The following is a 22,100-nucleotide window of genomic DNA, read 5'->3' as shown; positions in this document are numbered from 1 at the left end:
AAGGTAAATAAGCGTAAAACTGCCTAAACATATGGGATAACGACATATTTTCGCCACGTTCTATTATAATATGTTGATTGAGGGGCAAAATTTGCATAAAAACTCTACATCCACGCTTGTGGAATAGGGCGTGCGGGGAGATACATGAAATTGGCTGGTGAAAAAAAAGCATGAAAAATGCACTAAATAAATATTTGCCTGAACAGCGGATTTATATTCGCACAGATCAATCAACGCGTTTCTTGACTCTTACGTCAAAAGCACAACTTTTCATTGGTGGCATCGCTACAGTTAGCGTTTCATGGTTGATGATAGCAACGGCAATTCTTGGTTTTGAAATGTTCGAGGAACGCTCTGCATCTAAACGTGCAGAAACTTTGAAAGAAGCTTATGAGTTGCGCTTGAACACACTTTCAGCAGAACGCGACCGCCGCGCATTGGAAGCACAAGCAGCACAAGAACAGTTCTATGTGGCTCTTAATCAAATTTCTGCACAACAGACAGACTTACTTGAGGCAGAAGAACAGCGCCGTGAATTAGCGACAGGCTTACAGATTATGCAAACGAAGCTGCAAGATGCAGTGAAAGCACGTGATAAAGCGGAACGCAATTCAGATAACCTGTTGGCAGAACTACAAGAAGCGAATGGTAATAAGACAACGCATCTTGGTGCTGCAGAAGAATTAAATAAAACAGTCGCCCTATTGTCTCAAGAATTAACCACATCAGTTGGTAAACGCAAAGAGCTTCACGATGAAGCAACGAGTGCAAAGCAACAAGCACAAGATTTATTGTTTACAGCTGAATTGAACGACCTTCAAAATGAACAAATCTTTAACCGCTTATCAGAAGCTGTCGAAGTATCACTATCACCACTTGAACGCGCGTTGAAACGTTCGGGCATTAATGCTGATGCCCTCTTGCGTGATGTAAAAAGAACGCATTCTGGCTCTGGCGGCCCTTTAACAGCACTGACAATATCTACTAAGGGCACAGCAGCTTACAGAAATACTGAGCGCGCTTATGGTATTTTGAAAGATCTTGATCGTATCAATCTCTTGAAAATTGCTGGCAATCAAATGCCGCTATCTCATCCTGTACGTGGGTCGTATCGTTATACAAGCGGTTTTGGTGGACGTCGCGACCCTAAGAACGGTGGATGGCGCCAACACAATGGTACGGATATGGCTGGCCCATTAGGCACACCAATTGTTGCAACAGGTGACGGTGTTGTTGTATTTGCAGGCCGTCAATCTGGTTATGGTCGCCTGATCAAGATCAGACACAAGCAAGGCTTTGAGAGCTATTACGCTCATTTACACCGTATAAATGTAAAAGAGGGACAAAAGGTCTCGCGCGGTGATAAAATCGGTGCTATGGGCAACTCGGGTCGCAGTACAGGTGTTCACCTTCACTATGAAATCCGCATCGGCGGAAAACCAGTTAACGCAATGAATTATATAAAGGCTGCTAAAGATGTTTTCTAAAAGCAAAATCAACGAACCAGAGAAAAAGCCAGAAGCTCCTAAAGCTGCAGAAAAGAAAACGGATACACCAAAGCCGTCATCAACTGCTGCGGCTCCTTCTCCAGTTGCTCCAAAAGCAAAACCACCTGCATCTGTTTTGTCCACCGACTTGCACATCAAAGGCAACATCAAAACATCTGGTGATATCCAAATCGAAGGCGAAATCGTTGGCGATGTTCGCGCTCACTTGCTAACAGTTGGCCAAACAGCAAAAATCAAAGGTGAAGTAATCGCTGATGATGTTGTGGTAAACGGTCATGTTGCTGGTACTGTTCGCGGTCTGAAAGTTCGTCTAACAGCAACTGCACGCGTTGAGGGTGATATCATCCACAAAACAATCGCTATTGAGAGTGGCGCGCATTTCGAAGGTTCTGTACGTCGCGAAGAAGATCCTTTGACATCGTCAAAATCAAAGACAGCATCTGCATCATAAATTTAGACATACAGTTTAAACAAAAAGCCCGCGTCATAGGAAGCGGGCTTTTTTAATGGTAGATTTAAGTATCAGCGTTTGCCTCACCACGACTTTTACCAACAACATCTTGTGCTAAAACAGCAGCCATGAACTGGTCTAGATCGCCATCTAATACACCTTGTGTATCTGAAGTTTCTGTATTGGTACGTAAGTCTTTGATCATCTGATACGGTTGCAATACATAGGACCGTATCTGGTTCCCCCACCCTGCATCACCTTTATTTTCATGTGCTTCATTTACAGCAGCATTCCGTCTGTCTAGTTCCATTTGATATAAGCGCGATTTCAAAGCCTTCATCGCAATCTCGCGGTTCTGGTGTTGAGACTTTTCAGATGATGTCACCACAATCCCTGTGGGATTATGGGTGATACGGACAGCAGAGTCAGTTGTGTTAACGTGCTGACCGCCTGCTCCAGAAGAGCGGTATGTATCAATCCGGATATCAGCTGGGTTCACTTCAATCTCAATATTATCATCGACTACAGGATAAACAGTAATAGAGCTAAAAGATGTATGGCGCTTAGCAGCACTATCAAACGGAGAAATGCGGACCAAACGGTGCACACCACTTTCAGATTTCAACCAGCCATAAGCATTGTGACCCGAAATCTTATAAGAAGCAGATTTAATCCCCGCCTCCTCGCCAGCCGTCTCGGATTGAAGTTCTACAGTATACCCCTTCTTCTCTGCCCAACGCACGTACATGCGCGCCAGCATAGAGGCCCAGTCACAGCTTTCCGTACCACCTGCCCCAGATTTTACTTCTAGGAATGTGTCGTTGGAATCCGCTTCACCATTCAACAAAGCTTCTAATTTGCGCTTGGCTGCAAGCTTAACAAGTCCTTTGATGGCTTTTTCAGCTTCATCAATAACGTCTTGATCCTCTTCCATCTCGCCCAATTCAATAAGCTCAATGTTGTCATTCAAATCTTGGTCTAATGACTTGAAATTATCCATCGCATCGACAAGCATCTGGCGTTCACGCATCAGTTTTTGTGCTTTGGCGGGGTCATTCCACAAATCAGGATCTTCTGACATCGCATTGAATTCTTCCAAACGATGCTCAGCAGTCTCCCAATCCATACGCTGTTTTAACAGCTCTAATGTGTCACGGATTTCATCTGCAATATTTTCGATTTCTGCGCGCATGTGCCCTGCTTATTCTTTTTAGTGTTCAAGATGTTCTACAAAGCGATTGCGCGCGGGTAAAGGGTGCTAATACAACCCGCCCGATGAAAGCGAACCAAAGCTGGCTTTTTTCGGAATTTTCTTAACTGCACCCGTTGCCGTTTTTACAGTTGTATCTGCACTATCCCCTTCTCCACGTGAGAATAGTAGCAAGTCAGAACCCAAACCCCAACCACCATCGATAATATCAAGTGCGCCGTCTAATGGATCCTCACCAACACGGAAAAGTTCTGCAACGACATGTTCGCCCTTTGCATCATTTGGCAGACGTGTGCCTGTGAAACGGTCAAACTTTATAAAATAGGTATTCTCAGGTTGCTCGAACTTACCAGCACCATATGCTTCAATAGCTTTCTTCATGAAGCTGTTGAATACAGGGCCACACATGCCACCACCAGATGCGCCACGACCCAGGCTGCGTGGACGATCATAGCCCATGTAACAACCAGCAACGATATTTGGTGTAAATCCAACAAACCAGACATCTTTTGCATCATTTGTTGTACCTGTTTTACCAGCAACAGGCACGCCCAAGTTCACAGTGCGGCTAGCGGTACCACGATCAACAACACCACGCATCATAGATGTCAGCTGATAAGCGGTCACATCATCCATAATACGCTGACGATTGCTTTGAATTTCAGGAGCAACTCCAGCTTCAAGTGATGCAAGTGTACACCCAACACAAGATCGACGATCATGGCGATAAACAGTTTCTCCCCAACGGTTTTGCACACGGTCGACCATAGTTGGTTCTACACGCTCACCACCATTGGCAAACATCGCATAGGCAGCAACCATTTTAAACAACGTCGTCTCTTGAGCTCCCAAAGCATTCGCAAGGAATGGGTCCATGTTTTGATAAACACCAAAACGTTCGGCATAATCAGCAACAACATTCATACCGACCTCTTGCGCCAATCGAATGGTCATCAAGTTTCGAGAACGCTCAATACCTGTACGTAATGGTGCTGGACCATAGAATTTATTAGATGCGTTCTTTGGGCGCCATAACCCTTGTGGTGTTGCGATTTCAATCGGCGCATCGATAATTATTGTTGAAGGCGAATAGCCGCTGTCTAATGCAGATGCATATACGAACGGCTTAAACGATGAACCGGGTTGGCGTGTTGCTTGCGTTGCACGGTTAAACACACTGTGCTGATAAGAAAATCCACCTTGCATCGCCAGAACACGGCCAGAGTTTGTATCCATTGCCATGAAACCACCTTGGATTTCAGGGATTTGGCGCAGTGACCAATTTTTAAACACGCCATCTTTTTCAATCGCTTTCACATGGATCACATCACCAACAGCCAATATATCACTTGGTTTTTTAGCTTTCGCACGTGTTTTACCATCCACCTGCGGGCGCCATGTAAGTTCTACCATTGGCAAGAAATGTCCATCTGCACTTTCGTCGACGCCTTCAATACCAATACGCGCAGATTTATCACCCAGTTCTAAAACAACGGCCACATGCCAACTGTCAACATCACGGGCAATTTTTACATTGGATAGTGCATTACGCCAAGTTGCCTCATTAACTAAATCAGTCTCTTCCAACTTAGCAGTAGCACCGCGATATATGCGTAATTGGCGATCATACTTTTCCAAACCTGCACGTAATGACAATGCTGCTTCTTTTTGCAATTCGGGATCCATCGTCGCACGAATAGCTAAACCACCACCAAAAAATTCGTCTTCGCCAAAAGTACCAGACAACTGGCGTCGAATTTCATCAGTAAAGTAATCACGCGATGGGCGTTGAGATCGCGAAGACGGGTAATCACCATTTTGCACTGTTAACAATGGGCTTTCTTGGGCTATTTTGACCTCTTCAACGGTTAAATAACCGTTTTCACCCATTTCCTTTAAAACGAAATTACGCCAAAAAATTGCAACTTCTTTATCAGCCACAGGATGCCTATCACTTGGAGCTTTAGGTAATAAAGCTAGATACGCCGCTTCTTGTGGAGACAATTCCGATAGATTCTTATTAAAATAAGTTTGTGCTGCTGCTGTAACACCATATGAATTCTGACCAAGAAAAATTTCATTCAAGTAAAGCGTCAGAATTTGATCTTTTGACAGGGTTTCTTCAATCCTGCTTGCCAATATAATCTCTTTGATTTTACGCTCGACCTTACGATCCCCAGATAACAAAAAGTTTTTCATCACCTGTTGGGTAATTGTAGACGCACCTGATAAACGTTTATCACGGCCAGCAAGCTTAGCTTTTACAAAAGAAAAACCCGCTTTAATGATACCAAGTGGATCATACCCCTTGTGAGTGTAAAAGTTTTTGTCCTCAGCACTAATAAATGCCTGTTTGACCAGCTCTGGAATTTCATCCGCTGGCGTGTACAACCGACGCTCTTGTGCAAACTCATCCATAACCTTGCCTTCAATAGAATAGACACGGCTGATCGTAGCTGGTTCATAACTGGCAAGACGTTCATGATCAGGTAGATCACGGCCATACATAAAAAAGATAGCTCCAATGATTAAAGCAACAAGGACTACACCAATAGTAATCCAACTGAAAATCCATCCAAAAAACGATACGATTGGTCGAAGCACAAGTGGCCTCCCTTATTACAGATTGAACCGCTTATAGGCCGAGCGTGTTTGAAGGTCAAAAACACTTATCAGTTATTTGCGCTCGTTTATGCCTGATATTCTATATTACATAGGTATTCTGCAACGTTTTGTAACCTATTGACGTAATAATTGTCCTTGAGCGGCATCTTCAACTGACCAAGTGTCCAATGCCAATATGATTCCCTCAATCACTTTCGTACGCCATTCTTGGTTTTGTAGATTAATCAGATCACGTTCATTCGACATAAATCCAAGCTCTACTAAAATAGATGGAATATCAGGCGCCTTTAAAACCGTGAACCCTGCTTGCAGATGCGGCCGTTTACGCAAACGCCCAATGGATTGGGCCACACCTGACACAACCATATCAGCCAACAAATCACTACGCGATTGCGTTTCCACACTCGCCAATTCCATGAGAGTTGTTGCAACAGCATCTGATTGCTGTGTCAAATCTACCCCTGCCAATAAATCAGCACGGTTCTGATTTTCGGCAAGGTCTTTTGAAGCTTCATCGGAGGCTTCATCGGATAATGAGTAAACTGTTGTTCCCGTGGCCCAACCGCTTTTCAATGCATCTGCGTGCAATGAAATAAACAGATCCGCCCCAACTGCGCGTGCGCGCGTAATTCTTGCAGGCAAAGATACAAACTCATCCTTATCCCGCGTCATATGCGCCTTGTAGCGCCCTGTTAAAATTAGACTTTCTTTTAATTCGCGCGCAAATTGTAAAACCAAATCTTTTTCAAGTTTGCCACCACTACGTGCGCCAGAATCTATACCTCCATGACCAGGGTCCAAGACAACGACCAATGGCGCGTCTCCGACTTGACGCTGCTTAGGGGTGATTACATCTATTGGCTTTGGCAAATCCCAGCCTGCTTCTTCACGAATTCCTGAACGTGTATTGAATTCATCTTGGTTACTTAACTTGAATTTCGCAACCATACGTGCGTTACCCTGATCGGGATCAGTACGCATTTCAACTTCATCTAAGATCATTGGCTCAGTTAATTCGATAACCATACGGGACCACCCCGCTTGATAGGCACCAAAGCGCAAGCTCTTTACTTTTTCAGTCTTTAATGTCTTTTCACTAGAGAATCCCGCCCAATCAATTTCTTTGAAATCAAACACAATACGGTTTGGTTTTGTCAGGGTGAAGATACGATATGGAATTGGTTGTGATAGCTCTAACTCAACTTGCATCTCGCGGTAAGACAGATCCGCAATAGTAGAATTATCGTTATCAACGCGCGCCAAAGCGCGTAAATCCTGTGCATATACTGCACTATTAACACCCCATATGAATAGACATACGAAAACCGTAATCTTCTTAAACACTGCACTGCCTCGTCTTTTTTTTCTCTTTATACCCCAACGTTTTGAAAAATGCGATTGTATTTCGCAAATAAGGTGCCTAATGATAAGAAGGTAGCTGGCGAAAATATCGCCGCACTCACAAGTTTCATCGATTGTGACCATGAGACAGGCCAAAAGCCAAAGTCATCCTCTGATCCGCTCGATAGGCCAAGTGGCCACAGAATTGTCGTATGACCTAGCGAATGCAGACCGTATGACCCGAACTGAACGTCCGCTCATAAGGACGTTGGAGAAAAACCGCGATGCAACGCGTGTGGATATATTTTTTAGCGCTCTGTGACGAATTAATCTTCGCCCTAACCGCTCGACCACATCCCATCGCCATAACATATAACGCCAATGACGAAGTTGACCCATTAGGGATCAATACGCATGCGCGTTCAGAGTATACTAAATGTCAAAGAAAATGCTTATCGATGCCACCCACCCAGAGGAAACTCGCGTGGTCGTGGTCGAAGGAAACAAGGTCGACGAGTTCGATTTTGAAAGTCTTAATAAACGCCAACTAGCTGGCAACATATACCTCGCAAAAGTAACGCGCGTTGAACCGTCGCTCCAGGCGGCCTTTGTTGATTATGGTGGAAACCGTCATGGTTTCTTGGCCTTTAACGAGATTCACCCCGATTACTATCAAATACCTGTAGCAGATCGTGAAAGACTGCTGGCAGAAGAAGCTGCTTATGCGAAAGCAATGGCAGAAGAAGAAGCGCGCCGCGCCGAACAACCCGCAAAATCACGCACACGTCGTCGTCGCAAACCTGCGAAAGCAGTGGCAGAAGCAGCCGTTGTTGAAGACGCCATTGTTGTAAGCGATGTAGTTGAAGGCGATGTTATCGATGTAGACGCAACCGAATCTGATTTGGTTGAAGTGCCCGAGGCAAAAGCTGCTGAAAAAACAAAAAAGGCGCCTAAAGAGGAAAACACACCTACTGAAGAGATTGAAGAAAACACAGAATCTGAAACATCAGAAGAACCTTCTGATAATGATACAGACGAAGAGGACGATGATTCTCAGGTAAAAGACGACACACCAAAAGAAGGTATAGAGTCTGTTGCTGATGATGATGTATCTGAAGAAGTGCGCCCACGTAAACCACGTCTAAAGCGCTACAAAATCCAAGAAGTCATCAAAGTACGTCAAATTCTATTGATCCAAGTGGTTAAAGAAGAACGCGGCAATAAGGGCGCTGCCCTTACAACTTACCTATCTCTTGCGGGTCGTTATTGCGTATTGATGCCAAATACAGCGCGTGGTGGTGGTATTTCACGTAAAATCACCAATGCCGCTGACCGCAAAAAAATCAAAGCTATTGCGAATAAACTGGTTGTTCCAGAAGGTGCTGGCTTGATTATCCGTACAGCTGGTGCAAGTCGCAATGAAGCGGATATCAATCGAGATTATGAATTCCTATCACGTCAGTGGGAACAAATCCGAGAATTGACATTAAAATCTATCGCCCCTGCTCCGATTTACGAAGAAGGTAACCTGATCAAACGTTCGATCCGCGATCTTTACACGCGTGACATCGACGAAATTCATGTTGAAGGACAACGTGGATACGATGCTGCGCGCGAATACATGACGATGTTCATGCCGAACCGTGTGGATAAGGTAAAGTTATATAGAGAACAAATGCCATTGTTCTCACGTTACCAGGTTGAAACGCACCTTGGTGCGATGTTCAATCCAACAGTTCAATTGAAATCTGGTGGGTATTTGGTGATCGGTATTACCGAAGCACTAGTTGCTGTGGATGTGAACTCTGGTAAAGCAACCAAAGAAAATTCTATCGAAGCGACAGCTTTAAAAACAAACTTAGAAGCCGCTGAAGAAGTCGCACGCCAGATGCGTCTGCGCGATTTGGCTGGCTTGATCGTGATCGATTTCATCGATATGGAAGAACGGCGCAATAACACTGCCGTTGAAAAGCGTCTGAAGGATAAGTTGAAAAACGATCGCGCGCGTATTCAAGTTGGTCGTATTTCTGGTTTTGGTCTGTTGGAAATGTCACGCCAACGCCTGCGCCCAGGTATGTTGGAAGCCACGACACAAGAATGTCCGCATTGTCACGGCACAGGCTTACTACGTTCTGACGACAGTCTTGCTCTTTCTATCCTACGTGAGTTGGAAGAAGAAGGTGTACGTAAGCGTTCTCGTGAGGTTTTGGTGAAAACACCGATAAATGTTGCTAACTATTTGTTGAACGAGAAACGTGATCATATCAGTAAGATTGAAACACGTTACGGCTTATCAGTGCGTGTTGAAGCGGATGTAACATTAATCGGCACAGAATATTCCGTCGAAAAATTTAAAACGGCAACACGCTTTATCCCGCAGCCAGAAAATGCACCTGTCTCAATGGAGAATGTATCCATGGAAGGTATGGATGACGTTTCTTCTGAGGCATCTTCTGAAAATGATGAGGAGGAGAAGCCAAAGAAAAAATCACGTCGCCGCCGTGGTGGCCGTGGGCGTGGGCGCAACAAACAAGATGGCGAAAACCCACAAAATTCTGAAAGCAAAGAACAAACTTCAGATGCAGAAACGGAAACTACCTCTGTAACAGATGTAGAACCAACCACAGACACGTCCGCAGAAAAACCAAAGCGTAAACGCGCACCACGCAAAACGGCAGCGGAAAAAGCCGCTGAAACAGAAACAACAGCAGACGCATCTGCAGATGCTGAAGAAAAACCAAAGCGTAAACGTGCTCCACGCAAAACAGCTGCAAAAAAAGCCGCTGAAACAGAAACAACAGCAGACGCACCTGCAGATGCTGAAGAAAAACCAAAGCGTAAACGCGCACCACGCAAAACGGCAGCGGAAAAAGCCGCTGAAACAGAAACAATAGCGGACGCACCTGCAGATGCTGAAGAAAAACCAAAGCGTAAGCGCGCACCACGCAAAACAGCTGCAAAAAAAGCCACTGAAACAGAAACAACAGCGGACGCACCTGCAGATGCTGAAGAAAAACCAAAGCGTAAACGTGCTCCACGCAAAACGGCGGCGGAAAAAGTACCCGAGCAGCTGCAAGTCGTTGCCGCTGGTGTAGAAACTACGGAACCTGCACCAATTATGGAAACTACAACGGATGAGAAAAAACCAAAACGTCGGGGCTGGTGGTCTCGCGGCTAAAGTAATTCACTTTATCGGCAACAGCGCGCTCAAACCTTGTGTTTGGCGCGCTTTTGTTTTTCTATGACTTGTGTTTTTTAACTGCGGTGCTTTAATCTAGTAATATGATGAAACTTCATAAAATTAGTTATTTAATTGTAACCCTAGCAATCATGTTCTGGTCACCAATTGCATATGCTCAAGGTTTAATTCGCGACGCAGAGATTGAACGTACACTGCGTATCATTGCTGAACCAATTATTAAGGCTGCTGGTATTGGGCGCGTAAATATCTTTATTATTAACAGTAATAGCCCCAACGCATTTGCAACAGGGGGTAACAATGTTTTCCTAAGTTCTGGGCTCATTAGGCGGATGAAGAATGTTGAAATGCTTCAATCAGTCATTGCTCACGAAATTGGCCACTTAACTGGCGGGCATTTAGCACAAAGAGCTGCCAATATTGGCAGCGCTAATACAGCCGCTGGTGTTGGTGTATTACTTGGTATTTTAACCGCTGCAGCTGGCGGTGGTGGTGCAGGCGTTGGTGTGGCTGCCGCCACAAGTTCAGCTGGACAACGTAACTTTCTCGCTTTTACACGTGCGCAAGAATCTGCGGCGGATCAGGCCGGCGCCCGTTACATGGCACGTGCTGGTATAAACCCTGCTGCTGCATTGGATGTTTTAAACATATTCAGAGGTCAAGAAGCTTTGAATATCAGTCGCCAAGATTCTTATGCAATTACCCATCCATTACATTCTCAACGGATTGCAGATTTAAAAACTGTTGTTGCAGCTTACAAAGGAAATGTGAGCACTCAAAACCCAAATGTGGACTATTGGTATGCGCGCTCCGTGGCAAAATTCAACGGTTTTATAGGCAGTCCAAAGGGCACTTTGCGAAGAGTCAGCAAAACTGACAAGGGTGAAATTGCAACATTAACACGCGCAATAGCATATCACCGGTTACCCAATAAGAAAAAATCAATGGTAGAAATTAAGCGGCTGCTTGCGATGCGCCCAGCTGATCCATATTATCAAGAGTTATACGGGCAGATGCTTTTGGAAAATGGGAATGCATCGGCTGCTACCGCGGCTTATGCAAAAGCCGTAAATAAATTACCCAAAGATGCACAAATTTTAGCAGGACTTGGCCGAGCACAACTTGCCCAAAACACCAAGAGTTCGACCCAAGCTGCGTTAAAAACATTAAAACGCTCTTATGCACGCGATCCCCGTAATGGGCGTATGTTACGCGACCTTGGAGTGGCCTATGCAAAAACAGGCAACCCGGGTATGGCCTCTATTACTTCTGCAGAACGCTATGCGCTCGCGTCGAATTTTAAACTTGCTGCAGTTCATGCCGAACGTGCAGAAAAACTATTACCGCAAGGCTCTACTGGTTGGCGTAAAGCCGTAGATATATTAAGTATTGCAAAACGCACTTCTAAAATTAGAAAGAAAAGATGATGAAATTTAATGCGATCAAAGTCTCATTAATAACAGGCTTTATGGCCCTCAGCACCCCAGCTATTGCCGTTGATTTAGAAGCGATGAGCGAATCTGATCAGGCGCTTTTTGGTGAATTAGTGCGCGATTATTTGGTAAACAACCCAGAAGTGATTATGGAGGCTATCCAAATATTGCAAGAACGACAAGCAACCGCTGAGGAACAAAGTGAGATTGCATTAATCTCTGAAAATATTGAAGAAATCCAGAATGATGGTTTTTCATGGGTTGGTGGCAATCCTGATGGCGATATTACCCTAGTAGAATTCGTTGATTACAAATGCCATTACTGCCGCAAAGCTCATGATGACGTTGTCGCATTGGTAAAAGCAGATGGAAATATTCGTTTAGTCGTCAAAGAATACCCAATCTTAAGTCAAGATTCTTTAATTTCATCTCAGGCAGCAATCGCGGCATTACAAAGCCAAGGATCTGACGCTTACAAGAAAATGTATAATTCTTTGATAAAGTTTGATGGGCCTGTTAACGATAAAAGCATCGCATTTATTGCAAACAAGGCAGGGTTAGATGGTGATAAAATAGTCGCTCAAATGCAAGAGCCTGCCGTAGCACAACACATTGCACGTACTCGTCAGTTAGGCGAGACCTTACAGGTTTCAGGAACACCAACATTTTTATTTAATGATCAAATAGTACGTGGCTATGTTCCAAAAGATGCAATGGAACAAATCATTGCTGAATTACGGGCAAATACTCAGTAGTAAAAAGCCAAAACAGCAACAAGAATGCTTTAACCCTGCGTCACGAAGCTGTATAAGAGATGAAATGCCCAGTGTGGGCGGTAACGGTTGAGGGGAATATGACCAAAAAAGATCAAGAAACAGATGTAGAATTCATCCAGTCTTTGGCAGAATTGTTACGTGAAAACGATCTAACTGAGCTAGAAGTTCATCGCGATTATGGTGGTAACAAAGCATTAAACGTACGTGTGTCGCGTCAAGCTATGGTTGCTGCAGCCCCACAACAAGTTGCCATTGCCGCACCTGCCCCATCCGCAGCACCTGCTGTTGCCGCTCCAGTTGCAGATGCACCAACTGCCGCAGCAGAAGATCCATCACAACACCCAGGCGCTGTGACCTCACCGATGGTTGGTACAGCTTACCTATCACCAGAACCAGGCGCCGCTGCGTTTATTTCTGTTGGCGCAACAGTTAACGAAGGCCAAACATTGCTGATCGTAGAGGCAATGAAGACCATGAATCAAATTCCTGCGCCAAAATCGGGTAAAGTAACCCGTATCTTGGTCGACGATGGTGTGCCTGTAGAGTTCGGCTCTCCGCTTGTCATTATCGAATAATCGTTCAATTAGAGGAGCATCAGCCATGTTTTCCAAGGTCCTGATCGCGAACCGTGGTGAGATCGCATTGCGTGTCATCCGTGCCTGTAAAGAATTGGGCGTTTCAACAGTTGCTGTTCACTCAACAGCTGATAGCGATGCCATGCATGTGCGTATGGCAGATGAAAGCGTCTGTATTGGCCCACCATCTGGCACAGACAGTTACCTTTCTATCCCAGCTATTATCGCTGCATGTGAAATCACAGGTGCCGAAGCCATCCATCCTGGATATGGTTTTCTATCTGAAAACGCTGAATTCGTTCAGATTGTCGAAGAGCACGGCTTGAAATTCATCGGGCCATCCGCGGAACACATCCGCATGATGGGCGATAAAATCACAGCCAAACAAACCATGATTGATCTTGGTGTACCTTGTGTACCGGGATCAGACGGCGGCGTTCCAACCATTGAAGAAGCCCATAAAGTGGCTGATGAAATGGGGTTCCCTGTGATCGTGAAGGCCACTGCTGGTGGTGGTGGTCGCGGTATGAAACTTGCCAAAACAAAAGCGGACTTGGATGAAGCTTTCAGCACAGCACGTGCAGAATCAAAGTCAGCTTTTGGCAATGACGAAGTTTACATCGAAAAATACCTGACTTTACCACGTCATATTGAGGTTCAGGTCTTTGGTAATGGTAAAGGTCGCGCCATTCATTTGGGTGAACGCGATTGTTCTTTGCAACGTCGTCACCAAAAGGTTTTTGAAGAAGCCCCTGGCCCAAGCATTACACCTGAGCTGCGCGAAAAAATCGGCACAACATGTGCGGATGCTGTTGCGAAAATCGGTTATGAAGGTGCGGGTACAATTGAGTTCTTGTACGAGAATGACGAGTTTTACTTCATCGAGATGAACACACGTTTACAGGTAGAACATCCTGTAACCGAAGCTATTTTCGGCGTGGATTTGGTAAAACAACAATTGCGTGTTGCTGCAGGTCAGGAAATGACTTTGAAGCAGGAAAATCTGTCGATCAAAGGTCACGCGATCGAAGTGCGGATCAATGCTGAAAAGCTCCCAAACTTCACACCCTGCCCTGGTAAAATATCTATGTATCACGCACCAGGTGGTTTAGGTGTTCGCATGGATTCAGCTCTTTATGATGGCTACTCAATTCCACCTTATTATGACAGCTTGATTGGTAAGTTGATTGTAACAGGATTGGATCGCGAAGGCGCTTTAGCTCGCTTGAAACGCTCTTTGGATGAATTGATCATTGATGGTATCGACACAACGGTTCCTTTATTCCATGCACTTTTACAAGAAGAAGCCATTCAAACGGGTGACTATGATATTCACTGGCTAGAAAAGTGGCTAGAAACACAAACATTCGAATAAGGATTGGCGGAAAATGACCGCCGATTCTGATACCAAAATAACGCCCGAGTTGTTGCTGCAAGGCTACGCCTCGGGCGTTTTCCCTATGTCTGAAAGTGTGGATGATCCAGATATATTTTGGGTAGACCCGCAGATGCGTGGCATTTTTCCTTTAGATGGGTTTCATGTATCCCGCAGCTTAGCCCGTACAATTAAACGCGCCCCATATCAGGTGACCTTTGATGAACGTTTTGGTGATGTTGTAAAAGCATGTGCTGACCGTGATGAAACATGGATTAATGCCGAAATATTTGATCTTTATAGTCAACTACATGAATTAGGGTTTGCCCATTCCGTCGAAGTAATGGATGGAGATACGCTTATTGGCGGTTTATACGGCGTCACATTGGCCAGTGCATTCTTTGGTGAAAGTATGTTCTCACGCCGTACAGATGCCTCAAAGATCGCCCTCACCTACCTCATTGCACGCTTGAATTATGGTGATTTCACATTGCTAGATACGCAATTCCAAACAGACCACTTGAAAAGTTTAGGTGCACAAGAAATCACACGCAATGAGTATCGGGAGCGTCTGGCATATGCTTTGGAAATATCAGCAGATTTTTATAAACTGCCTTTGGATGTTCAACCCTCAGAAGTCTTACACTTAAGCAGCCATACATCGTAACGTGGATGCTCAAGCGCGGATAAAGCTGGACTAGATGCAACCATCCATGCATCAAAGCGCGGTTTTTCTTCACGAATGTCCTTAATAGTCAAAAGTGCGAATGCATCCCCATTAGGATTACCTTTTGGGTAACGACATTCTTGAACCGTGATCATCAAGCGCTCATAGCTATGTGTTTCACCAACAGTCGCATCAATATCGGTGACAGCACCTGTCAAAGTATCGAGTGCACGTAATTGTGCGATACCTGCATTATCCGTTGCAACCTGAGCTTGCGCCCATGCTGTTCCAGCCAGACATAGACATGAGCTTAGGCAAAAAACAAAAGCGCGGATCATCACTCACCGCTTCCTGAAACAAATTTCAACAGAAGCGTTACAAGACTTACACTGCCTTGCGTGTCTTCAATCTGGCCATCATTCTCAATCATAAACTCAGAAGCCCCAGGGATAATTTCGATAAAGTTACCTCCTAAAAGGCCCTCAGATGCAACTGACACTGATGAGTCATCTGGTATTTCAATACCTTCGATAATAGATATGCCGAGTTCAGCACGATATGTTAATGGATTTAATTCCATCTTAGAAACAGAACCAATTTTCACACCAGCCATGCGTACGTCTGTGCCTAAAGAAACACCTTCAGCACTTCTAAAACTTGCGTTCAATTCATATTCGTCTTCTGGACCAGAAACACCAACAGCATTTGCGGCGAAAACTAGAAAACCAACAGCTGCAGCAACGACCATTGCCCCAATAGTTGTTTCAATCACATTACTTTTCATGATTTCAAGCCCTTATTCAGGTTGCCAAGCTTCGTAGTCAGAGCGATCTGCAGGTTTTGCAGCACGCAAACTACCAGCAGGTGCATACGCATTTGCAGTCCCAGTCAGGTTTTCCTGATGTGGTTTTTCCCATGATTTATGTATCAAAGGTTTATCCGTTGGTGGTTGCTTATATGTATGGTGCAACCACCCATGCCAATCTGGGGACACGCGGCTTGCCTCTGCTTCGCCGTTGAAAATCACCCAACGGCGCTTGCCGTCACGTGTTTCATAGAACACATTACCTTGTTCATCTTCACCCACACGCACACCTTTTAGCCAAGTATGAATCTGTGTGTTCAATGTTTGACCATTCCACCATGTGAAAAGGCGTTTTAGGAAATCCATGCTCGTCACCCTATTTTAGCGTTGGTTGATCTATGCCCAATTTTTGCGAAAAGGTCTAGCTGGATTAAGACGCAGATGCGCTTTCATCCGCCGCTTCAGCCTCACCGTATACAATTAACGGTTCACCTTCGCCGCGTGCAGCCTCTTCATTAACAACAACTTCACTTACATTTTCAAGGCTTGGCAACTCAAACATCGTATTCAATAGAATTTCTTCTAGAATAGAACGCAAACCACGTGCACCTGTTTTCCGCTCAATTGCGCGCTGTGCAATAGCGCGTAAGGCTTCGTCGGTAAATGTAAGCTTCGCATCTTCCAGTTCGAACAGACGTTGATATTGTTTCACCAAAGCGTTCTTAGGCTGAGAAAGGATCGTCACAAGCGCATCTTCGTCCAAATCTGTCAACGTTGCTAACACAGGTAAGCGACCTACAAATTCTGGAATCAAACCAAACTTCAACAAATCCTCTGGTTCAAGATCAGTGAACATTTCACCAACGCCACGGTTATCTTCTTCTTTTACATCAGCACCAAAACCAATTGAAGACCCTTTGCCGCGTTGGCCGATGATACGATCAAGCCCAGCAAAAGCACCACCACAGATAAACAGAATATTTGTTGTGTCCACTTGCAGAAATTCTTGTTGCGGATGTTTACGGCCACCTTGTGGTGGAACAGATGCAACAGTCCCTTCCATAATCTTTAAAAGTGCTTGTTGAACACCCTCACCTGACACATCCCGTGTGATCGATGGATTATCAGATTTACGTGTGATCTTATCAACTTCGTCAATGTAAACGATACCGCGCTGAGCACGTTCTACATTATATTCTGATGCTTGTAGAAGTTTTAGAATGATATTTTCAACATCTTCACCAACATAACCCGCTTCTGTCAAAGTCGTCGCATCGGCCATTGTAAATGGCACATCCAAAATACGCGCCAATGTTTGAGCAAGAAGTGTTTTACCACAGCCTGTTGGGCCAATAAGCATGATATTAGACTTAGATAACTCAATTTCAGAATTGTTATCTGCATGGTTTAAACGTTTATAGTGATTGTGAACAGCAACAGATAAAACGCGTTTCGCCATATCCTGACCAATCACATAATCATCAAGAACACCGCAAATCTCTGCTGGTGCTGGAACGCCTTCTGATGTTTTCAGTGTTGATGATTTTGCCTCTTCGCGGATGATATCCATACAAAGTTCAACACATTCATCACAGATAAAAACAGTTGGGCCAGCAATTAACTTACGAACTTCATGTTGGCTTTTGCCACAAAAGGAACAGTAGAGCGTGTTTTTTGACTCGCCGTTATCTGAATCTGCCATACTTTAAAAACTCCGCTCACATTCTCATTTAGGATCGCCAAATAATAGTTTTGACCCTGTTACATTAAACACTATTGCAGTTTATAGGCCTGCACAATGCTCATATTATTCACCTTACATCACGTAAGGCACTCTTAATTTCACTAAGTAATCAGATTTTGATTACTTATCTTCTTCCACAACAGTGCGTTGCTGTACGATTTCGTCGATCAAACCCCAACCTTTTGCTTCTTCAGCTGTCATAAAGTTATCGCGATCTAACGCTTCTTCAACATTTTTTAATTTTTGACCGCAATGTTTGACATAAATCTTATTTAAACGATCTTTCAGTTCCAAAATCTCTTTAGCGTGCAAAGCAATATCAGACGCCTGCCCTTGGAAACCACCAGACGGTTGATGCACCATCACACGAGAATTCGGCAATGAAAAACGCATACCCTCTTCACCAGCAGCCAATAACAACGAGCCCATAGAAGCCGCTTGACCAATACAAAGTGTTGAAACTTTCGGGCGGATGTATTGCATCGTGTCATAAATAGACAAACCAGACGTCACAACACCACCTGGGCTGTTGATATACATCGCAATGTCTTTTGTTGGGTTTTCAGCTTCCAAAAACAGCAACTGTGCTACGATTAGCGTAGACATGCCGTCATGTACCGGACCAGATACAAAAATGATCCGTTCCTTAAGCATACGCGAAAAAATATCATAAGCGCGTTCACCACGAGATGTTTGTTCAACAACCATTGGCACAAGTGTATTCATATATACGTCTAAAGGATCTCTCATAGTCTCGCCTGTATTTAAGTGTATTTTGCTTTATCGCATGTAAATCTAACCAAAACATTAGTGCCGCGATCAAAGAGAGGCAAGAGCAGTTCAACCAAGTTTATAGCCAATGTCGAATTTTGTTGGTCATCTGACCGACACAGTCGTTCACTATAAATTGGTTGCAGATTTATCACGTCACAACAATGCGACGAATTATAACGTTAGGTCACATTTGACGGAGCGCAGTGTGATTAAATAGGGTGCATTTAGGGAAATGATTAACGATGAGGGAGCATCTTAATATGACAATGAAGAAAATAACCACTACAGCGGCTATTCTAGCAGCAGGTACAAGCACAGCATTTGCAGGCGGTCTTGACCGCTCTACATTTAGCTCTGCAATCCTTTTTGAAAAAGGTACATATGCAGAAATCGCTTACGGCGTGACAACACCAAAAGTGTCTGCGGCAAACATTCCCAACACGGATATCGCACAGAGCTTTAACACTGTAAAAATTGGTTTTAAAACTGATATTGGTAAGAAAATTGCCGTAGCACTTACGTATAACAATCAACCAATTGGTTCTGACATCAATTATGCTGGAACTACATTAGGTCCAGCAACGGGCAATCTGGCAGCAAATGTACAAGCAGTAGCATTAACATTGCTAGGGAAATACAAAGCGACAGATAATTTTAGCGTATATGGCGGGTTGAAGTACCAAACAGTATCGGCAACAGCAAATATTGCTCTTGCTGGCCTAACAACAAGTAACTTTGCATCAGAAAGTGAAGTCGGGTATATTGCAGGTGTTGCTTACGAGAAGCCAGAGATTGCTTTACGCGTCGCTCTAAGTTACGAATCTGAAATTGAATATCAATTGAACACCACTGGTGGCGCATCAACTGGTATTACAAATGCATCAACACCATCTGCATGGACATTGGAATTCCAAACAGGCGTTGCACCTAAAACATTGGTATTTGGTTCAATCAGACATGCGAACTGGGGCGATTCAAACATCATATCCCCAGCTGGAGCTGCACTTACAGAATTTGAAGATACAACAGCGTATACATTGGGTGTTGGCCGCAAGTTTACGGATAACGTGTCAGGTTCATTCGCATTGTTCTATGAAGCACCAGATGGCGGTACAAGCAGCGAGCTTGCTCCAACAGATGGTATCTTTGGTGGTACAGTTGGCGTTGCTGTGAAAATGGGGAAAGGGTTCAAAGTTTCAGGCGGCATAAGCTATTCAAACCGTGGTGACACAACAGGAACAAATACAGCAGTAGCTTTTGGGAACAACTCCGTAACAACTGTTGGTATAAAACTATCTAAAAACTTCTAAGAAAGTTTAAGACTAAAAACTTAAGGCCGTCTTTTTAGGCGGCCTTTTTTGTTGGTAGATATAAATCTATAAAAAAAGGGCGCCAAAATCGGGCGCCCTTTTCGATTATATTAGTGGAAGAATTATTTATCTTCTAATGCTTCAACTGCTTTTTGCAGATCATCCTTAGAGATTGTCTTCTCCGTCACATCAGCCTGTTCCATGATGTGATCAACAACTTTATCTTCAAAGATTGGTGCACGTAACTGCTGCAAGGCTTGTTCATTTTTCTGAATGAACTCAAAGAATTGCTTCTCTTGACCAGGGTACTGAGATGCCTGTTGCATCACAGCTTGCTGCATTTCTGCGTCTGTTACAGTGATCTCTTTCACAGAACCAACTTCAGCCAACAACAAACCTAGACGTACACGGCGTACAGCCAATTCTTTGTGCTCATCAGTTGCTTCGATTTCTGGGTGATCATGCCCCTGAACGTCAGGGTTTTCTTCGTGCCACAACTGGTGTGCAATTTGATTTGCTTCTGCATCAACCATGCTTGGCGGTAGATCGAAATCAACCAATTTGTCCAGACCGTCCATCAAGTCACGCTTTGTCACCATACGTGCAGCGCCTGCATATTCAGCTTCCAAACGCTCTGTGATTTGCTTTTTCAAATCATCCAATGATTCAGCACCAAACTTCGTTGCCAACTCATCATCGATTTCTGCTGCAACAGCACCTTGTACTGCGTTCACTTTACATTCAAACACAGCGTCTTTGCCTGCTAGGTTTGGCGCGCCGTATTCGTCAGGGAATTTCACCTTAACTTCTACGTCGTCACCTGCTTTTGCGCCAACCAACTGATCTTCGAAACCAGGGATGAAACTGTTTGAACCCAAAACCAAAGGATAGTCATCAGCTTGACCGCCATCAAAAGCTTCGCCGTCAACTTTACCCAAGAAGTTGATTACAACTTGGTCGCCGTCTTTTGCTTTTGCGCCTTTTTTCTTGTCTTCATAGTTCGTTGCAGTACCAGCCAAGTTTGCCAAAGCTTCGTCAACGTCTGCATCTTCAACAGCAACAACCAGTTTTTCCAACTTTAATTTAGAAAAATCAGTTTCTGGGATCGGAGGAAGACATTCATATGCTAATGATACTTCAACATCATCGCCCTCTTTCCAATCTTGGTTCGTCATTTGGATGTCAGGTTGACCAGCTGGCTTATCACCAGATGTTTCAAAGTGATTTTTCATCGCTTCGTCAACGCTTTCTTGCATCGCTTCGCCCAATACAGATTGACCGAATTGCTTTTTCAGCATCGCCATTGGCACTTTGCCTTTGCGGAAACCTTTGATTTCTACGTTTGGCTGTGCTTCCAAAAGCTTTGCATTCACTTTTTCATCCAGCTCAGCGGCTGTGACTGTGATCGCATATCCGCGCTTTAGGCCTTCATTAACGGTCTCTGATACCTGCATTATGGCGTCCTTTTAAGTTTCAGGGGTGCAGGCATAGGCATACACCCACATACATGGGTAAAATCTGGTGCCCTTTTATGGATGGATTGGGGGGTATGCAAGGGCGTTTTGGCTATAGTTTGCAACAGTTTCACGTATACCGTTAAATTCTATAAACTCGCAGCTTTCACCCAAATCCGCATCTTGGCTTTATCAACGGTAAATTCGGGATCATTGATATGCTCTTCATAGAATTTCACATATGCTTTTTTCGTTTCACGCGCCTGTGCTTCATACCACGGTGGATTATGCCCAATACGCAGTTTCACGGCCTCTAATGCAGCCCCTGCATATGATATAGGTGCCGCTGCCAATTTACGCGCCGCTTCCAAATCACCTTTACGCACAGCTTGGGCAAATTGCATTTGTGGCTCTGCAAACGCTTCACCCAAATGAATACGCGCAGTCACAATCAACCAAAATAAATGATCTGCATGCAGCTTTAATGCGTCCAAGCCACCATCTGCAAACAACCGTTCACCCAAACATTGCACGATCAGTTCATAGTTGCTTTCTGGGCGAAACTCACCAATTTCTGCCAGATAAGTCTTTTTGTTTACAGGGACATAGCCGTCACGTTTAATCAACATCACACGCGTGCGATTCAAAAACCACTGCATCAAACCGTCAAACATGCGAACCACCCCACCTTTAAAATCAATACATTAAGCCCCTACAGAAGTAGGATCAAAACTTAAAGCATTGTTTGGTAAATGGTACGGGTGAAGGGACTTGAACCCCCACGCCTCTCGGCGCCAGAACCTAAATCTGGTGCGTCTACCAATTCCGCCACACCCGCACAAAGTTCGAACGA

General features: G+C 44.4%; 19 protein-coding genes and 1 tRNA gene. 9 read left to right on the top strand and 11 right to left on the bottom strand.

What is annotated here, in order from left to right:
- The first annotated feature begins 170 nt into the window (after positions 1-170).
- Positions 171-1,487, top strand: coding sequence for a DUF5930 domain-containing protein (locus F9L33_RS02905; RefSeq protein WP_152141227.1), 1,317 nt, complete (start codon positions 171-173; stop codon positions 1,485-1,487).
- Positions 1,477-1,959 (top strand): polymer-forming cytoskeletal protein, encoded by a 483-nt coding sequence (locus F9L33_RS02900; RefSeq protein WP_152141226.1) that lies wholly within the window; start codon positions 1,477-1,479, stop codon positions 1,957-1,959. Before F9L33_RS02905 ends, F9L33_RS02900 begins: the two co-directional genes overlap by 11 nt.
- A gap of 64 nt (positions 1,960-2,023) precedes the next feature.
- Here F9L33_RS02900 and prfB read toward each other — a convergent pair whose 3' ends face one another.
- From prfB to F9L33_RS02885, 3 genes are all read right to left on the bottom strand, one after another.
- On the bottom strand, positions 2,024-3,151 hold the full coding sequence (gene prfB / locus F9L33_RS02895) for a peptide chain release factor 2 (protein WP_152141225.1): 1,128 nt from the start codon (positions 3,149-3,151) through the stop codon (positions 2,024-2,026).
- Between the two features lie 66 nt (positions 3,152-3,217).
- Positions 3,218-5,773, bottom strand: coding sequence for a penicillin-binding protein 1A (locus F9L33_RS02890; RefSeq protein ID WP_152141224.1), 2,556 nt, complete (start codon positions 5,771-5,773; stop codon positions 3,218-3,220).
- Between the two features lie 135 nt (positions 5,774-5,908).
- Positions 5,909-7,138 carry an N-acetylmuramoyl-L-alanine amidase gene (locus tag F9L33_RS02885; RefSeq protein WP_193221952.1) on the bottom strand — a complete coding sequence of 410 codons (1,230 nt, stop codon included), beginning with the start codon at positions 7,136-7,138 and terminating at the stop codon, positions 5,909-5,911.
- A gap of 433 nt (positions 7,139-7,571) precedes the next feature.
- Between F9L33_RS02885 and F9L33_RS02880 the strand changes: the two genes are divergently transcribed.
- From F9L33_RS02880 to aat, 6 genes are all read left to right on the top strand, one after another.
- Positions 7,572-10,313 carry a ribonuclease E/G gene (locus F9L33_RS02880; RefSeq protein WP_152141222.1) on the top strand — a complete coding sequence of 914 codons (2,742 nt, stop codon included), beginning with the start codon at positions 7,572-7,574 and terminating at the stop codon, positions 10,311-10,313.
- A gap of 152 nt (positions 10,314-10,465) precedes the next feature.
- Complete coding sequence (locus F9L33_RS02875) at positions 10,466-11,761, top strand: M48 family metalloprotease (protein ID WP_226803917.1); 1,296 nt, start codon at positions 10,466-10,468, stop codon at positions 11,759-11,761.
- Positions 11,758-12,522, top strand: coding sequence for a DsbA family protein (locus tag F9L33_RS02870; protein WP_226803915.1), 765 nt, complete (start codon positions 11,758-11,760; stop codon positions 12,520-12,522). Before F9L33_RS02875 ends, F9L33_RS02870 begins: the two co-directional genes overlap by 4 nt.
- Before the next feature lie 98 nt (positions 12,523-12,620).
- Positions 12,621-13,118, top strand: coding sequence for an acetyl-CoA carboxylase biotin carboxyl carrier protein (gene accB, locus F9L33_RS02865; RefSeq protein ID WP_152141221.1), 498 nt, complete (start codon positions 12,621-12,623; stop codon positions 13,116-13,118).
- A 25-nt stretch (positions 13,119-13,143) separates the two neighbouring features.
- Positions 13,144-14,493, top strand: coding sequence for an acetyl-CoA carboxylase biotin carboxylase subunit (gene accC, locus F9L33_RS02860; RefSeq protein ID WP_152141220.1), 1,350 nt, complete (start codon positions 13,144-13,146; stop codon positions 14,491-14,493).
- A 13-nt stretch (positions 14,494-14,506) separates the two neighbouring features.
- Positions 14,507-15,160, top strand: a complete 654-nt coding sequence (aat, locus tag F9L33_RS02855) for a leucyl/phenylalanyl-tRNA--protein transferase (RefSeq protein WP_152141219.1) — start codon at positions 14,507-14,509, stop codon at positions 15,158-15,160.
- Here aat and F9L33_RS02850 read toward each other — a convergent pair.
- From F9L33_RS02850 to clpP, 5 genes are all read right to left on the bottom strand, one after another.
- On the bottom strand, positions 15,118-15,498 hold the full coding sequence (locus F9L33_RS02850) for a DUF2155 domain-containing protein (RefSeq protein WP_152141218.1): 381 nt from the start codon (positions 15,496-15,498) through the stop codon (positions 15,118-15,120). The genes aat and F9L33_RS02850 overlap by 43 nt on opposite strands.
- Complete coding sequence (gene mlaD, locus F9L33_RS02845; RefSeq protein ID WP_152141217.1) at positions 15,498-15,944, bottom strand: outer membrane lipid asymmetry maintenance protein MlaD; 447 nt, start codon at positions 15,942-15,944, stop codon at positions 15,498-15,500. The genes F9L33_RS02850 and mlaD overlap by 1 nt, the downstream gene beginning before the upstream one ends.
- A gap of 12 nt (positions 15,945-15,956) precedes the next feature.
- Positions 15,957-16,331 (bottom strand): NADH:ubiquinone oxidoreductase subunit NDUFA12, encoded by a 375-nt coding sequence (locus F9L33_RS02840; protein ID WP_193221951.1) that lies wholly within the window; start codon positions 16,329-16,331, stop codon positions 15,957-15,959.
- 64 nt (positions 16,332-16,395) lie between these two features.
- Entirely contained in the window at positions 16,396-17,667 is a 1,272-nt protein-coding gene (gene clpX / locus F9L33_RS02835; protein WP_152141215.1) for an ATP-dependent Clp protease ATP-binding subunit ClpX, read from the bottom strand.
- 162 nt (positions 17,668-17,829) lie between these two features.
- A complete protein-coding gene (gene clpP / locus F9L33_RS02830) occupies positions 17,830-18,459 on the bottom strand; it encodes an ATP-dependent Clp endopeptidase proteolytic subunit ClpP (RefSeq protein ID WP_152141214.1) in 630 nt (209 codons plus the stop codon).
- Between the two features lie 284 nt (positions 18,460-18,743).
- Here clpP and F9L33_RS02825 point away from each other — a divergent pair, with 284 nt between their 5' ends.
- A complete protein-coding gene (locus tag F9L33_RS02825) occupies positions 18,744-19,793 on the top strand; it encodes a hypothetical protein (protein WP_152141213.1) in 1,050 nt (349 codons plus the stop codon).
- A 122-nt stretch (positions 19,794-19,915) separates the two neighbouring features.
- On the opposite strand, the gene tig is transcribed toward F9L33_RS02825, so the two are convergent.
- The 3 genes from tig to F9L33_RS02810 form a co-directional block, all read right to left on the bottom strand.
- Positions 19,916-21,247 (bottom strand): trigger factor, encoded by a 1,332-nt coding sequence (gene tig / locus F9L33_RS02820; RefSeq protein WP_152141212.1) that lies wholly within the window; start codon positions 21,245-21,247, stop codon positions 19,916-19,918.
- Between the two features lie 149 nt (positions 21,248-21,396).
- Positions 21,397-21,921: a hypothetical protein gene (locus F9L33_RS02815; RefSeq protein ID WP_152141211.1), complete on the bottom strand. Its 525-nt coding sequence runs from the start codon at positions 21,919-21,921 to the stop codon at positions 21,397-21,399.
- 79 nt (positions 21,922-22,000) lie between these two features.
- Positions 22,001-22,085: transfer RNA gene (locus F9L33_RS02810), tRNA-Leu, on the bottom strand.
- Positions 22,086-22,100 lie beyond the last annotated feature (15 nt).

The organism is Amylibacter sp. SFDW26 (assembly GCF_009184395.1).
Lineage (GTDB): Bacteria > Pseudomonadota > Alphaproteobacteria > Rhodobacterales > Rhodobacteraceae > Amylibacter.
The sequence above is the reverse complement of the archived record's forward strand: the minus strand, read 5'-3'. Positions and strand labels throughout refer to the sequence as shown.